The 14,631-nt window shown below is 66.1% G+C and carries 13 protein-coding genes; all 13 read right to left on the bottom strand.

Features of this window, described 5'->3' with window-relative positions:
* Nucleotides 1-2: 2 nt before the first annotated feature.
* The 13 genes from EOD29_RS09350 to EOD29_RS09290 are packed head-to-tail and all read right to left on the bottom strand — an operon-like array spanning nt 3 to nt 14,580.
* Nucleotides 3-482, bottom strand: coding sequence for a hypothetical protein (locus EOD29_RS09350; RefSeq protein ID WP_127246517.1), 480 nt, complete (start codon nt 480-482; stop codon nt 3-5).
* A gap of 3 nt (nt 483-485) precedes the next feature.
* Nucleotides 486-908: a hypothetical protein gene (locus tag EOD29_RS09345; protein ID WP_164763719.1), complete on the bottom strand. Its 423-nt coding sequence runs from the start codon at nt 906-908 to the stop codon at nt 486-488.
* Between the two features lie 9 nt (nt 909-917).
* Nucleotides 918-1,763: a DUF4150 domain-containing protein gene (locus tag EOD29_RS09340; RefSeq protein ID WP_164763718.1), complete on the bottom strand. Its 846-nt coding sequence runs from the start codon at nt 1,761-1,763 to the stop codon at nt 918-920.
* A gap of 19 nt (nt 1,764-1,782) precedes the next feature.
* Nucleotides 1,783-2,334 carry a type VI secretion system-associated protein TagF gene (gene tagF / locus EOD29_RS09335; RefSeq protein WP_127246514.1) on the bottom strand — a complete coding sequence of 184 codons (552 nt, stop codon included), beginning with the start codon at nt 2,332-2,334 and terminating at the stop codon, nt 1,783-1,785.
* A complete protein-coding gene (gene tssM / locus EOD29_RS09330) occupies nt 2,316-5,858 on the bottom strand; it encodes a type VI secretion system membrane subunit TssM (RefSeq protein WP_127246513.1) in 3,543 nt (1,180 codons plus the stop codon). The genes tagF and tssM overlap by 19 nt, the downstream gene beginning before the upstream one ends.
* Nucleotides 5,858-7,192 carry a type VI secretion system protein TssL, long form gene (gene tssL / locus EOD29_RS09325; RefSeq protein WP_127246512.1) on the bottom strand — a complete coding sequence of 445 codons (1,335 nt, stop codon included), beginning with the start codon at nt 7,190-7,192 and terminating at the stop codon, nt 5,858-5,860. Before tssL ends, tssM begins: the two co-directional genes overlap by 1 nt.
* Nucleotides 7,193-7,196: 4 nt before the next feature.
* On the bottom strand, nt 7,197-8,531 hold the full coding sequence (gene tssK, locus EOD29_RS09320; protein ID WP_067327608.1) for a type VI secretion system baseplate subunit TssK: 1,335 nt from the start codon (nt 8,529-8,531) through the stop codon (nt 7,197-7,199).
* 37 nt (nt 8,532-8,568) lie between these two features.
* A complete protein-coding gene (gene tssJ / locus EOD29_RS09315) occupies nt 8,569-9,021 on the bottom strand; it encodes a type VI secretion system lipoprotein TssJ (RefSeq protein WP_127246511.1) in 453 nt (150 codons plus the stop codon).
* A gap of 3 nt (nt 9,022-9,024) precedes the next feature.
* On the bottom strand, nt 9,025-10,473 hold the full coding sequence (gene tagH / locus EOD29_RS09310; RefSeq protein WP_127246510.1) for a type VI secretion system-associated FHA domain protein TagH: 1,449 nt from the start codon (nt 10,471-10,473) through the stop codon (nt 9,025-9,027).
* Entirely contained in the window at nt 10,470-11,552 is a 1,083-nt protein-coding gene (gene tssG / locus EOD29_RS09305) for a type VI secretion system baseplate subunit TssG (RefSeq protein ID WP_127246509.1), read from the bottom strand. The genes tagH and tssG overlap by 4 nt, the downstream gene beginning before the upstream one ends.
* Nucleotides 11,516-13,390 (bottom strand): type VI secretion system baseplate subunit TssF, encoded by a 1,875-nt coding sequence (gene tssF, locus EOD29_RS09300; RefSeq protein WP_127246508.1) that lies wholly within the window; start codon nt 13,388-13,390, stop codon nt 11,516-11,518. The genes tssG and tssF overlap by 37 nt, the downstream gene beginning before the upstream one ends.
* A gap of 1 nt (nt 13,391) precedes the next feature.
* The gene (gene tssE, locus EOD29_RS09295; protein WP_067327620.1) at nt 13,392-14,144 is read right to left on the bottom strand and encodes a type VI secretion system baseplate subunit TssE; all 753 of its coding nucleotides are present in this window, start codon (nt 14,142-14,144) and stop codon (nt 13,392-13,394) included.
* The gene (locus EOD29_RS09290; protein WP_170950255.1) at nt 14,131-14,580 is read right to left on the bottom strand and encodes an Hcp family type VI secretion system effector; all 450 of its coding nucleotides are present in this window, start codon (nt 14,578-14,580) and stop codon (nt 14,131-14,133) included. Before EOD29_RS09290 ends, tssE begins: the two co-directional genes overlap by 14 nt.
* Between the last annotated feature and the right edge of the window lie 51 nt (nt 14,581-14,631).

Below are 14,631 nucleotides of genomic sequence, written 5' to 3'. Positions count from 1 at the left end.
GCTCAGCACCAATTGCCGTGTTCGTCGAGGCCGATCGGCCAGTAGGGCATGGCGGTCAGCAGCATCGCATAGTCGTCATGGCCGCCTTGGATCAGCCACTCGAGAAGGAACACTTCGGGAGGCACTGCGCTCGACGCGGAACGCCGGTTTTCCTCGTCGCACGCCAGCCAATATTTTCGCACGAGCCAGACCACTCTCGGGTGGCCGGCGGGGCCGGCAATCCCGTTGGCCTCGATCGTTCGGAGGATTGCCTCATCCTTCGGCAGGCCGGTCTCCATGCGCTCTTCGACACTCGCGTCCCACGTCTCGGAGGCGACAGCGAACACATCCTCGAAATCGAGCAGATAGGCGGCGAACAGGTCGCGATGGTCGGCCGTGCCGATCACCGGCGCCGCCGCTTGCGCGCGGCCGCGGACGTCGCCGGGTGCCCGCAGCAGCCGGTAGGTTCCGTTCTTGATGTTGTGATTGACAAGCATCGCCATCGCTCAGCACTCCTCGAATTCCGGATCTTCCCCGACAGGAATGAAGTCGAACCTCCTCATGAAGTCCGCCAGCTCGGGCTCGGTATCGTCGAGAAAGGAGAGCAGCAGCGTCACCGGCGGGACCGGCCCAGCCCCGTCGCTTTCCTCAGTCGATTGCTTAGCTTCGGAGCCCCACATCTCGTCTCCATGTTGCGGCACGCCACTCAAAAGCGAATCGTTCAGCCTCGTGGTTTCGAAGTAGTACTTCCGAAACAGGGCAATGACGCGAGGATGACTCGCGGGCCCTGCCGGCCAGCGAGCGTCGACAAGTTCTTTATTGACTTCATTTGCATGTAGATCATGCCACCAATCAAGTAAAGGTGGAACGACATCCTTCAAATCAGATGTCCATAGATTATATATTTCTTGATGTTTTGCAGAAATCATTTCCCACCTCTATATGTTGAGGCCTCTGATATTCGCGTTCATCGTGTCGTATAGCTCGCGGCGATCCAGCTCGCGCATGTCCCTGGACTGTTGCATGCTGTGGGCATGACAGTGCGGCTGGCACGGAAGGTCGCGCATCCGCTGGGCGAAGCTGTCCGCATCATGGCACGCTCCCATCTCCCATGCGACCTTCTGCGGCGGCTGGTGATCGGCGATCATCGTGACCTTGCCGTCGGTTTGCTTCTTTATTTTCGCGTCGATTGCCTTCAGCGCCTTGTCCTTCGCTGGCCCTGGAGTCCGACGAAGGATGTTGGCGCGATCCTTCTTGCATTGCCAACAGGCCTGCCCCTGCACGGAGGCGCGCTGGGTCTCGGTCGTGGGCGTATAGTCCTCCGAGTACTTGTAGTCGCGCGGGCAGTCTTCCTTCATCGCGTCCTTGCCGAGCACCACCGAGAAGTCCACCATGGCGGACACGTCGACCGTGTTCGGCAGCGGGCTCGCAGTATTCTGCTCCATCGGATCGCCGTGGCGGCAGACCCCCTTGCCCTCGACCTTGACCGTGAACGACCAGAGCTTGAACGAGCCCTTGCCCTTGATGCGATGGGTGATCACGCCGGCGCCCAGTCCCGGCGTAGCCGCCTCGTTTCCCGTACTCAGCGCCACTTCGGAAGAGTTCTCTAGCGCCGTCGGTGTTCCCTGCACCTTGACGCTCTTGCTGCCTTTGATGAGGTCGCTGGCCGAAAGCATGTTGACATACGGAACCGGCACCGGTCCCGCCGGCGGCGGCGGCGGGCTGAGGCAGACATCGCCCGGCGCGATGCCCTTGCCGCCGCTCGCCTGGTGGAAGAAGCCCATCTTTTCGGCGTACACCGTGTTACCCATGGCTCAGGCCTCCACCATTTCCGGCCCTGCCCGCGCGCATCGCGGGCAGGGCATTTTGGGCGAGGTCGTGGATGTCGGCGAAGCCGAGTTCCACGACCTCCCAGTCGTCGCTCCAAAATGCGATCTTGTCGGTCGCGGCGGCGGCGCCCGGACGCGGCAAAATCTGAAGGCCTTCGGTCAGCCGGCTCTGCGCCCAGTAGTTGTCGATGCAGTTCCGAAGAAGCGAGGCCACGGCATCGTACCACGGGTCGTCCGGCTCCGGCGGGGGCCCCAGCTGGACGATGGCGAACGGATAACGGCGGCCGACGCGATCCTCGCTCATGCGCCAGGCGCCGGCACACGGCTGGTCGCCGAAAATGCCGCCCTTGACAATGAAGCGCCAGACTCTTGTATCCAATTCCCCTTCATCCGGCCGCGCGTGCAATTCCATCGACATCCAGCGGTCCCAGCGGTCGATAAAAGTCCGCGGCAGGTTCCAGGCGACGAAATCTCCCGTCGCCGGTATCTTGCCATAGAAGCCGGTGCTCATATGTGCGGCGGACATGTGAACTTCTTGAACATCTCGAGTGTGTAGGGGTTCTCGACGCTGGCCGCCTTGAGCTCGAAATCGGCATACATGCCTTTCGTGCCGAGGCGCAGGCTATAGACGTCGGAAAGGTTGGTTCCGGCGAACTTGCCGCTGCGCAGCATCCTCAGCCACGCCCAGCTGCCGGTCTCGTTGAGCATCACCTCGGGTGAGCCGTCGACCGGCTGGAACGCAAGCGAGATCACGCCGGTGCCGTCCTTGCCGGGCCATGTCATCGGCTGCGGCCGGGTCGCGTTGTTGTAGTAGACGAGGTTCTGGCCATCGAGGTTGAGCGTCACCCGCGCCACGTTGGGCGACAGGTCCTTTGGCTCCAGCGTGAAGTTCATCACCGGGCCGGTGCCGCCGGGAAACAGGTCGTCGCGGATGTGCCGTGCCTGCTCGAACGCCGCCAGCGCGGCCGCGTCGAGGCCGAAATCGGCGCGCCATTTCCACGGCTGGCTGGCGGTGTCGACATAGTTGATCAGATGGTCGTTGATGAAGGCGTCGATCAGGCCGGCGGGGCCGAAGAGGCGCTGGAAGTCGCGCACATTGACGTCGACCGCGCTCTCTGGGCTGAACGGATAGCGGTTGTTGAGCGCAGCCTGGCAGAAGGGCAGGATGTCGGCGCGCCAGATGGCATTGAGCTCGTTGGTGACCGCCTTCTGCGACAGGCCGCTGGTGTCGCCGGCAATCCCGCCCAGCCAGTCGTTGATCGGCGAAGGCAGGATCTGCGCCTGTCTTGCGACCGCCCCCGTCAGCTCGGCCAGGCCGCCCTGCTTCTTGATGGCGTCCTGCGGGTCGGGGTTGGCCGACACGGTCTGCAGCACATTGGACAGCGCCGTCAGCGCCACCACGGCTGCGTCGAGCGCCGGCGGCTGGCCGTCTACCTCGGCGATCGTGCCTTTGAGCGGCTTGAAGTGTTCGGCCACCAGGCTGCCGGTCATGTCGACCTGCTCGGCCGAGCCCGCGCGCGGCAGTAATTTCGCTCCCGTCTTCACGACCTTGCCGAGTTTGCCGAGCTTGGAGAGCAGCTTCGAGCCGCTCTTGGCGGCGGCGCCGTTCTTGTTGTCAGCCGGCGCTTCGTCGGAACGGGTGAGATCGAGTTCCTGCACGACGGCGGTGAGGAGGCGTTTCAGCGCGGAATCGGCGCTCGAAAGGTCCTTGAGATTTTCGCTTGCGACATTGAGGTCGGTCAGCGGCGCCAGCCGCATGTCGCGCAGGAAGCTGTCCCACTGCGAAATGTAGTCGTCGTAGTAGAGCTTCAGAATGTCCTCGGACAGCGCCGAGACCGAGGTCTCGGCATTCTCCGAGCAGCCGCCGGCAAACACCGCGCGATCAAGCGCCGCCTGCGCCGCCACGTCCTCGACGCGATCGAGAACGGCGTCGTGGAAGCCGGCATAGGTGTAGGCGCCGGGAACGCCGACGCGCAGCGTCTTGGCGGAGCGGCGCGCGAACACTTTGGCGCCGTTCGGGCCGGCGAAATTGGCCGGCACCCATTCCTTGACCGCTGCCACTTCCGGATCCGCGAGCAACTGCTTGTAGGCGCGCTCCGGCAGCGAGATGGTGCACACCGTCTTCAGCGCCTCGGCCACCAGCTCCTTGTCCGGGGCGATGTAGCTGTCGTCGACCGCCATGCGGCGGATCGCGGCAAGCTGGTGCTGTTCGGCGTCGGCGGTCGGGAAGGGCGGCGCGGGCGCGAATTCCGGCAGACTGTTCACCCACCAGTTCTGCACGAAGTCGGTGTCCATCTGCGACAGGCCGGTCATCATGCGATAGGTCTTCAGCGCGCCGAGCATGAAATCCGGATCGCGGATCTGCCGCCACATCGTGGCCTCGAGCAGCGCCACCATATGCGGCTCGAGCACATTGCGCAGCGCGTGGTCGTAAGTGTCGGTCTGGGCGCGCACGAGCTCGGCCGAAGCGGTCGGGCCGAGCAAATTGTGGACAGCATCCGGCGGTGCGGTGCGTGCCGTCGCCACCGCGTCCATCGCGGCCAGCGCCCCATCCATCGTCGGCTGCTCCACCGAAGCCGGCGTGGCGGAGACGTCGGTGAGCGGCGCCTGCAGCGCCTCGAACTGGCCGGCCTGCTCGGTGATCGCATTGCGGTTGTCGAGATAGGACCAGGTGAACAGCCCGCCCGCCAGAAGGGCGGCAAGCGCGCAAGCCGCAGCCGCGCCGCGCCAGCTCCAGGCGCGCCGGCGCTGCGCCAGCGGATCGAACGTGCCGAGACCCGCTTCCTTGAAGATGACCTCGGTCAGGAGATTGCGCAGGAAGAAGCTGCGCTTCTCGACGCGCGGCGCCAGCATCGCGCGGCGCGGCGGCAGTCCGAAGGAGGAGGACAGCGCCGCCGTCAGCCGGTCGATCGGCGCGCCTTCCTGTGTCGCCGAGGTCAGATAGAGGCCGCGCAGCCAGGCGGCTTCCTCGTAGCGGCTTTCGCCGAACATCGCCTCGATCAGCACCTGGATCGGCTCGGAGAGGCTGGCGAGCTGGGCCGGGAAACGGAAGATTTCCGCGCGCGATCCGAGCTTGTCCTCGTCCTCCAGACGCGGCACCAGCCGCCGCTCCAGCTCGGTGGCAAGCGCGGCGAGCTCTCTTTCGATGGTCTTGGCGTCGATCCGGGCATCGAGCGGAAAGGTCGTCCCCCATACCTGCTCGCGGGCGGCGGTCGAGAGACCGCCGAAGAAGGCCTCGAAGCCCTTGATCAGGTCGGCCTTGGTCAGCATCAGGTAGACGGGAAGGCGAATTTCGAGGCGGTCGTTCAGCTCCGCCAGCCGGCGGCGGATCTTGCGGCCATGCGCCTTGATCGCTTCGTCGCCTTCCGAAAGCGCATCGATCGACAGCGCGACGATGACGCCGTTGAGTGCGCGCCGGCCACGATGCTTCTTGAGAAGATCGAGGAAACCCAGCCATTCCGTCGCGTCGACATCCGGCTGGCTTTCCTGCTGGACGTAACGGCCGGCGGTGTCGATCAGCACCGCATTCTCCGAGAAGAACCAGTCGCAGTTGCGCGTGCCGCCGACGCCCTGCAGATCGTCGGTGAGATCGATCGGGAAGTTGAGGCCTGACTGTCGCAGCGCCGTGGTCTTGCCCGTGGCCGGCGGTCCGACGATGACATACCAAGGCATCTCGCGCAGGAATTTGCGGCCGCCGAGCTTGCGTCGCTTGAGCTCCGCCATCACCTCGCCGAATTTGGCGCCGACCGCGGCAACGCTTTCCTCGCCAGGAGTGAGCTGCTTTTCCGCCACGGGCGCGGCGATCTCGGCGACGAACATGCGGTTGGCGCGGATCGCGCGGCGCTGCGCGATGATCAGCCAGATCAGCCACAGGATGATAAGCCCGGCGATGATGGCGATGCGCACATTGTCGGAATCGAACGGCGCATACGGGCCGACCTGGACGATCGGGCCGAACACCCAGATCAGCAGGGAAAGCAGCGCGATGCCGATCAGCGTCCAAAGGAAGCGCGAAGTGAGAACCGCCCAGAGGAAGCGCAGGATGAACATCAGAGCCTCTTCTCGACCAGGACCTCGACGCGGCGGTTGAGCGCGCGGCCCGCGCGCGTCGAGTTGTCGGCCACCGGATCGGTCTCGGCGCGGCCTTCCGAATGAATGCGCTCCTGCGGCACGCCGGCCTGCACCAGAAGGTTGGCTATGGTCTCGGCGCGCGCTTCCGACAGCCGCTGGTTCGACGAAAGCGGGTTGGATTTCTGCAGGCGCACATTGTCGGTGTGGCCGACCACCGTGACGTTCCCGATGAGTTCCTGATTGGCGAGGATCACCTTGGCGATCGATTCGATCAGCGGCTCATAGCCCTGCGTGAGTGTCGGCCGCGCCGACTGGAACAGTTCGGGATTGGAAGACTGGATGACGAGCTTGGCCAGCGACACGCTCTCGGTCCCGCTCAGCGCCGGCTTGAGACCATCCGGCGCCTCGGCCTTGAATTCAGGCAGCAGCGCAAAATCGACCGGTTCCGGCTGCGGCGCCTCGGGTTCGGGCGCGTCGACCTTGGGCGCGGCGCGGGTGACGTCGCCCCGCGAGGGCGGCGGCAAAGCGCGGACCAGGGCGGAGAGCTCGACCGCCTGGCTGCTCAGCCCCATCGACAGGCCGACATAAGCAGCGGCGGCGATGACCACGGCCGCCAGCGCCATCACCCAGATCGGTACGATGAAGCGCTGCGGCTCGTCCGAGGCGATCACGCCCTTCCAGTTCGGCGACAGCGGCGCATCTTCGGCATCGGCATTGCGCAGGAAGCGCGCCGCCGCCACGCGAACGGCATTGAGCGAGCGGTCGCCGGCGCGGCCAGGCACGCGATATTTGCCGCGGAAGCCGAGCGCCAGGCAATAATATTGCAACTCCAGCATTTCGCGGTCGCGGTTCGGATGCCGCTCCAGTTCGTCGAGCCGCGAGAAGAACTGCGTGCCGGCATCGACGTCGCCGCGCAGCATCACCACCAGCGGCTGGCGTGGCCAGGCGCTGGCGCCGCCCCAGGGCGTGTTGAGCGCGAGATCGTCGAGCAAGGCCGCCACCGCCCAGGCGGCCTGATCGGCCCGCTCCAGCGACGAGCCCGCGGCCATCGCGGCGTCGCGTGCGCGCACGAGCTCCTCGAGCAGGCGCGTGCGCAGCACTTCCGGGTTCTCTGGCGCCAGCGCGCTTTCCAGCTCCGGCGCGAATTCGAGCAGCGGCGCGAAGCTATTGATCAGCACATTGGGATGGGCGCGCGCGCGCTTCACCGGCGCGCCCGGCGCCAGCGGCGCCATCGGCCGGGGCGAAGCGCCCGTCAGCCTGATGCGCGTGCGTTCGCGATCCTCCGACAGTCCGAAAGGATCATCCCGGCTCATGGCCTCACCTGTTCACCGAATAGCAGTCGACCTGCGGCTCGCTTGGCAGCACGCCGGAAACGCCGATGACGAAACCGGGGGCGTCGAGCAGCGAGGCCCAATGCTCGCTCTTCTGGTCCAGCTCCAGGCACAGTCGGTCGCCGTCATAGGGGATCTCGCGCGGCTGCGAATGCAGCGGCTTCAGCGGAATGCCGGGCAGGCGCGACTTCCACAGCCCCTCGAACTGGTCGGCGGACCCGACGGTGGCCTGGTTGACGAAGATCTTGCGCAGCGCGTCTTCCGACAGTTCGGAGCCGACGCGGATGACGATGCGGCTGGCCACCAGAAGTTTCGGGTTGTCGATGCGCACCTTCCAGACATTGGTGGCATGCCGCATGACCGGCAGCGCGCGCGATTTCGGCTCGATATACCGCAGGCTGAGGATCAGCGAGCGCAAGGCGTCCGCCAGGGCCATATAGGCAGGGCCGGGCGCCATGTGGTCATAGGCCGGCAGCTCGCCGAGCCGGCGCGAGCTGGAGCCATAAGTCGCCATTTCGCCGGCGAGGCCGGCGAGCTCGAGGTAGAGCTCGGCCGGATGGAAGACATCTTGCGCCAGCATGTGGGCGAGCCGCGGCTTGGCCGCATTGGCAAGATGAAGCATCAGCAGGTCCTCGACGCTGCGGCCGGGGCCTCCCATCACCATCTTGCCATGCGCTTCGGCGATCTGGTCGAGACCGGTGACGACCTCCTGCAGCAGTTGCCGATACCAGGCGACCGCGCCCGTGATCAGCGTCGGCGGCAGGAAGCTCTCGTCGAGCGAGACGCCGCCGTCGGCCCGCACGCCCTTGATGTCGGCGACCGGCAGCGCGGTATAGCCGCCGACCGATTTGCCGGGCGCAAGCAGCACCGCCTGCGGGCGGGCGATCTCGATCTCTTCCGGGTCGGCGCCGCCCTGCACGGAATCGCGCACCGACACGATCCTGCCGTGATAGCGCGCGCCGGTCGACGCGGCATGCGCCGGGTCGAAACCGACGCCGCCGGGCGGCTCGAGCGGCAGCGCGACCAGCACCGGCCCGGCGCCGGTATCCGCCGTGACCGGCAGCGGTTTCGGCGCGTCCATCATTTCCGGGATGGAGAAGGGCGTGCCGTCGGGGAAAATACCCCGGGCGGACACGATAGAAACCTGGCCTGCATCGAGCAGCGATTGATCGAGCGTTAGCTGCTGGAAGCCGAACGTATGGAGCTGGCCGGCCTGCAGCGCGCCCCGCACCATCGCCTCGAAGAACCGGTCCTGCTGCTGGAAATGCTGGGTTCTCAGGAAGAGCCCCTCGGACCATAGCACCCTGTTTGCGTCGCTCATGCCGCTGCTCTCTGCACTGCCAACTTCTGTCTCGCCGTCAGGCGGAAATACCGCCGCCGCCTAGCGTGACGTTGATGGTCAATTTCGATCCCGCCGACACCGACTTGGTCGTGCGCCAGTTGCGTCCGCCGGGTTCGCGGATCAGCGCGACGAAGCCGAGCGCCGTCGCGTTCGGTTCGACCGTGATGGTCTTGGCCGCCGTCTTGCCCGGTGCGACGGAGATCGAATCGGATCCGATAAGGTCGGCTCCAAGTGCGGACCCCGCATCGCCCTGCAGCGCAAAATAATCGGCCGAATTGAACTTGCCGGTGCTGGCAAGCCGCATCACCAGCACAGTCACCGGTCGATCGCCGCCGCCGGGTCCCGGATTCATGCCGGCGCCACCGGTCACGTTGACCGAGATAACCGATGGTTTCGGCGGGCCGCTCTGGCAAGCCGCAAGCAGCCCCGTCGCGCCGAGGGCAACGATGAATTCGCGTCGATCGATCATGTCCTACTCCTCTTCGTATGCATCCCTGAAGTCTGCGCCGATCTCGCCCAGGAAACTCGATTCCGCGCTTTGGGCGATGTCGCGATGGCGTTTCTGGTAAAGCTCCCACAGCTTGGCGTTGCGGCCGCCCGCAAGCAGGTTGCCGATCGCGGAATTGGATTTCAGCTCTTCCTCGATCGTCGCCGGATCGAACCGGTCGATCATGCGCCGCAGCGCTGCCTGAACGCCGCGCCAGGCGCGCACGTGGTGCTGCGCGAGATCCTTCACCGCATCGCCGATCGCCGCCTCGCCGGAGAGGAAGCCGGGGCTGCGCTCCGAGATTATGGTGACGATGACATCCTCGACCGTCGGCAGGAATTTGAGCGGGTTGACCTCGGAGGCGCCGACCACCGTCTGGGCAACGCGCGCGCTGCCCTTTTCCTCGGCGCGCTTGCGCAGAAGCTGCATCAGGCCGTCCAGCATCAGCCGGTACTCGCGCCCGAATTTTTCCATCTCGGCGATCGCGTCGCGCCCGAGAAAATCGGCCTCCTCGACCCCCATGCCGCGCAGGAAGGCGGCGCGCAGCGCCATATCGCCGGGCAGAGGCTGAGCTGCACGGGACGGCCTGGGCGCGGGAGCCGGGCGCGGCGGAGGAGGCGGCTCGGGCGTGCGCGCCGGCAAGTCCCGCGGAGGAGCGACCTGCGGCTTTTCGGCCGGCTGCTCGCTGCGACGGGCCGTATGCGCGCCGTTGGCGGAGGCAGGCGTCGCGGCTGGGCCGAAGCCGAAGTCGTCGAAGCCGGTCGGTTTCGGCGCCGGCTGCGCCGTATCGCCGCGCGCGGGCATGTCGCCGAAGCCGAACGGATCGGACCGGCCAGTTGCCGAGTCGTCGTCCGAGGCCGGTGTCGCTACCGGGTCGAGGCTGAATGGGTCGTCGAAGGCGGGCGAACTGCGCTGGTTCGAGGCGCGGTCATACGCGCCGGGCACAGGCTGCTCGAACGGGTCCGGCAGATCGGCCGGCCGCGGCCGCCGCGGCTCCTCCTCGACCTTGGCCGAAAAGAAATCGTCGCCGCCAATGCTGGGCGAAGATCGCTGCTGAGGCGCCGACCAGGCGGCGGCGGAATGGTTGGCGGCCTCACCGACCGAAGTCTGGCTCGCGCTTGGCTGGACCTCGACATAGAGCACGTAGTCGCCCAGTCTCAAACGCATGCCGCTTTGCAGCCGTGCCGACCTGCCGGTGCCGAGCGGGCTGTCGGAATCGTCGATGAACAGCCCGCTGCTCGATGTATCGGTGACGAAGTAGCCGTCGCGGCCGCCGCTGATCTTGCAATGGGCGCGCGACACGAACATGTCCGGATCGTCGATCTGCCAGCCGGCATCGGCGCTGCGCCCGATCACCAGCTCGCCTTCGTCCAGCCGGGTCTGCCTGACCACCTGGGAGCGCGGGCCTTGTTCCAGCGTCAGCAGCAGGCTCATGCGGCCGCCTCCGCCATTTCCGGCCGCCAGCCGACGACAGTGCGGAGCTTGAGATCGTCGGCGTCTCCCTTCTCGGCGGGGCGAGCAAGCCAGGAGGTTCGGCCGAGCTGGACGGTGCCGATCTTCGGCGGCGGCACGGCGTCGCGCGCAAGCACGATCCGCAAATCGACATCCAGCGCTTCGCCGATCATGTCGCGCACCGCTTTCTTGAAGAGGGCGAGGCGCCGCTCTCCAGGCAGGAAGGACTTGAAGTCGTCGAGATCGAGCGGGCCGACGCGCAACTCGATCCGGCTCTGGCGGCTGAAGACGCGCGGGCCGATCGTCGCCCCGCGCCCGAGCGCCGCATAGGCCTTGCCGACGCGGCTCTGCAGTGCCGCCGGTATGGTGATCCAGGAAGCGACGAATTCCTTGATCTCGACCGGCACCTTGAAGGCCGTGGCAAGAAACAAGGTCAGCCGTTCCGGACCGTCAACCTGGCGGGCCAGCGAGCCGGCCTGGCGCAGCCGCACCGCGTCGAGTTCGGCATCCTGGGTGCCGGGAAGGCCGATCCCCGACATTGCTTCCAGCATGGCGCGGACGCGCCCGCCGACCGAGCGCTCGACCTGCACCGCCGGATGAGCGTCGGCCCAGGCGCGATAGTAAAGCGCGATCATCCGATGCTGCAGGATGTTGACGAAGTCGACGAAGGTTGTGTCGCTGGTCTGCTCCGCTTGCGTGCCGGTGAACCAGCGCTGCGACAGCCGGTCGAGCACCCAGCGCGTCAGATGCAGCGGCATCGGCCCTTCGGGCCCGAGCAGTCCGAGATTGGCGACGGTCACCCGCGCCGGAGCCTTTTCGCCCGCTTCCTGGAATTTCATCACGTCCCTGGCCGAGAAGCTCAGGCGGACATGCTGGCCGAGCCGCGCCGGCTCGCGATTGGCCTGGCCGGAATAGCCGAACAGCCCGCCCCTCTGCTCCAGCCGGCGCAGCAGCTCGAAGAAGTCGAAGCTTTCCGACAACGCCCCGATTCCGTCTGGGGCGGCTTCGCTCGGGGCGGGTCGTGCTAGATCAGGTAGCGATTGCCGGGCGTCATCGGCCATGGCACATCCTCCTGCTTCTGCAGCAGCCGCGTGCGTGTCCGCACGAAACCGTTTATCCCGGCATGGCGGGCAAACAGCCGCGCCAGCAGGGCCGAAAGCAAAAGCGTGCTTTGGCCCGCCAGCACCGACTGGTCGACATGCAGCGTCACTTCCGTGCCCCGCCCGAAGCACATCGGCCCGTCGATCTTGAGCCGCTCGATCACCGGGCGCGAGTCGATGCGGGTGATCGAATGCACGTTGCGGGCGAGGCTCGGGTCGCCGCGGTCGGCATAAAGATCGAGCAGCGCGTGCAGCGGATCGACGCCGCGGCCTTCCTTGGCGAGACTCAAGAAGTTGAGCGAGAGCTGCGCCACCAGCCGCCAGGCAAGATTGTCGGCGCGGGATTCGCCTTCGGCGCCCGCCGGCAGCGACGCCGGGATCGACGGCTGGGGCGGCCGCAGCGCGCCGAGCAGCCTGACGGCCTCCACCGGGTCCGCCGTCTCTAGCGTCAGTGTCGGTGTGTCGTCGAGGATCGGCAGGTCGCGATTGGTGCAAAGCGCCATGATGTCGAGGCGCTTGAGCGGCCGGTTGGCCGGGCTGCCGGCCGGGCGCGACACCGAGAGGAAAACGTCGTCTCCCGTGTAGGAGGTGCGGGTCAGGCCGTCGCGACGCTCATCTTCGGTGGCCCTGCGAGGGCGCCGCTCGGTCGAATACACCCAGCCGCTGCCGCGGTTCTGCCCCAGGCTGAAAAGCTCGGGAATCTCGGCCTCGCTGCCCTCCGCGTCGGCATTCTCCACTCGGGTGACGCGGAAGATCTCGAAATCGCGCGCTCTGGTTCGATCGGCATGCAGCACTTGCCTTGTCCTGCGCGGATCGATCTCGATGACGTTGCATTCGCGCTCGAAGAGATTGATCAGCGGCGTCACGAAGAGCTCGAAATCGGCCGGCGCAACGTCGGCGAGCTCGGGCACCGGGCGGCGGAACAGGAAGATGATCTCCATCCCCGCCTCGCATCTGCGCACCACCGGCTGCAGGCCGGCGACCCGCACATAGTGGAAGCGTTCGGGGACCATGAAATATTCGCGCAGCAGGCGGTAGCCCTCGAAGGTCGGGCGGGTGCGCGGCATCAGCGCCTCGTCGTCGCGGATGCCGACCATCTCGGGCTCGGGCAGCGCCGATAGCGGATTGGTCTTTCCTTCCGCCCGCGCGCCGACGGCCGAGCAGGCCCCGAAGATCGCGTCGAACAGGAGCGGCGCCTTGGTGCGACCGGCGAAATAGAGATCGAGACGGTCGAGCGACAGCTCGCTGAGCTTGCCCTTTCCGGTGCGCGCAAGCGCGACGCGCAGCGCTGCCTCGCCGCGCGCGCCGGCGACTGGGCCGATGCCGGCGGCAGCCAGCGCGCTGCGATCCTGGAAATAGCTGACGGAGGTGATCGCGATCGGCCATAGCGTGATCTCTTGCGCGGTGCTGAAGGTTGACCGCGTCGACAGCCCCGGATGCAGGCTGGAGACCAGTCGTGTGCCGCGCGCGACTGTATGACCGGCGATCATCGACTGCACTTGCTGGCCGGGTTTCAGCACCGCCATCGCCGTTGCCGGCGCCGGGGTGACCAGGTCCGGGTAAAGCACGTCGAGCACGGCGCGCGAGAAGCGCGAGCGCTCGGCGTCGACCTTCAGCCGCGTGCGCGCGGCAAGGAAGGCCACGCCGTCGAGCAGCCGTTCGACATAGGGGTCCGGGCAGGGAACGGTGTCGAGGGAAAGATTGCGGGCGACTGCCGGATGCATATCGGCGAATTCGGCCGCGAGCGCCCGGATATGGGTCAGTTCTTCTTCGTAATATTCGACGAAGACCCGATCCATCTCAGGTCTCCCGGAATTCGGTTCGCGCCAGGCCGTTGTCGAGATTGATCGTGGTGCGCAGCCGCATGCGCTCCGGCGTCGGCGTCATGATCAGCACGGCGTCGATCTCGATCTTCAGGCCGACGCTCTTGTCGCCAAGGGTGACATTGACCGTCGTGGCGCTTTCCTTGAGCCGCGGCTCGAAGGTGGCGAGCACCGCGCGGATCTCGCGCGCCAGGGTATCGCGGTCGAAGTCCCGCGAGGAGCGGCCGGAGAAGGACGGCACGCCGTAGTTCACGACGCTGCGGCGCACCTCCGGAAAGTCGGCAAGCGACGGCAGCTCGTCCAGGGGCTGTTCGTGCTCGGCATCGGAAAGCATCGGAACGGACTCGAAGCGCTCGGTGTTGAACAAGGCTTCGATGTCGCGCCGGACGGCTTCCCTGAGCACCCGCGCCGACACCACCACGCCGCGGCTTTCGATCTCGGCGCGATGTTCGGCCTGGAACACCAGACGGTGCAGGCGCCGCTTTTGGTCGGGGGTGAGTTCCGCATCGGCATCGATGGTGCGTGCGCTGCCGGCAAGAAGAGCCTCGACGCGCTCGGCGCCGAGTTCTTCTTCCAGCAGGCGACGCAGCCCCTCGATCTCCGACGTCAGCCCGGGCAGGTCGTTGATGAGGCGGTCCCAGAGGGAGGGCTGGACCGCCTCGCGCTTTGCTCGCGAACTGCCGGCGAGCTGCGCCCTTGCGCCGGGCCTTTTGGCCTCACTTGCCGACATAGACATCCATTTCGATCTCGTCGTCCTTGTCGTAGACGAATTTGATCTTCTTGTAGGCGAAGCTCACTTCTTCCTCGATCAGGTCGGCCTCGTCATCGGCCTGCTTCATGTCGTATTCCATGATCGAAGCGTCGGTGAGCGTCACCACCAGATAATCGCTGGTCTCGCCGTCGATGGTGCGGCGCGCCGAAAACACCACTTCGTCGAGCGCCTTGTTGTCGAACAGCGCCTTCTTCAGGTAAGGCGACGCCTTGTCGTAATGCTTGGTGAACTTGATCATCCCCAAGGATACGCGCCCGCGGCGCGAGAGCGAATTGGGATCGTAAGGCGCGATCATCTTGTAGTCGACGCCATGGACTTCGATCTCATCTTCGTGGCCGTCGCGCACGCTGGGACCCTTGATGTCCGGAACTTTCAGAAAACCATCGATCTTCATTGAAGGCATTGTCTTTCTCCACCGCTCTCAAACCAAACAAGATGACTATGC

Origin of the sequence: Mesorhizobium sp. M1A.T.Ca.IN.004.03.1.1 (assembly GCF_003997555.1) — a bacterium.
In the GTDB taxonomy this organism is placed as follows: domain Bacteria; phylum Pseudomonadota; class Alphaproteobacteria; order Rhizobiales; family Rhizobiaceae; genus Mesorhizobium.
The sequence above is the reverse complement of the archived record's forward strand: the minus strand, read 5'-3'. Positions and strand labels throughout refer to the sequence as shown.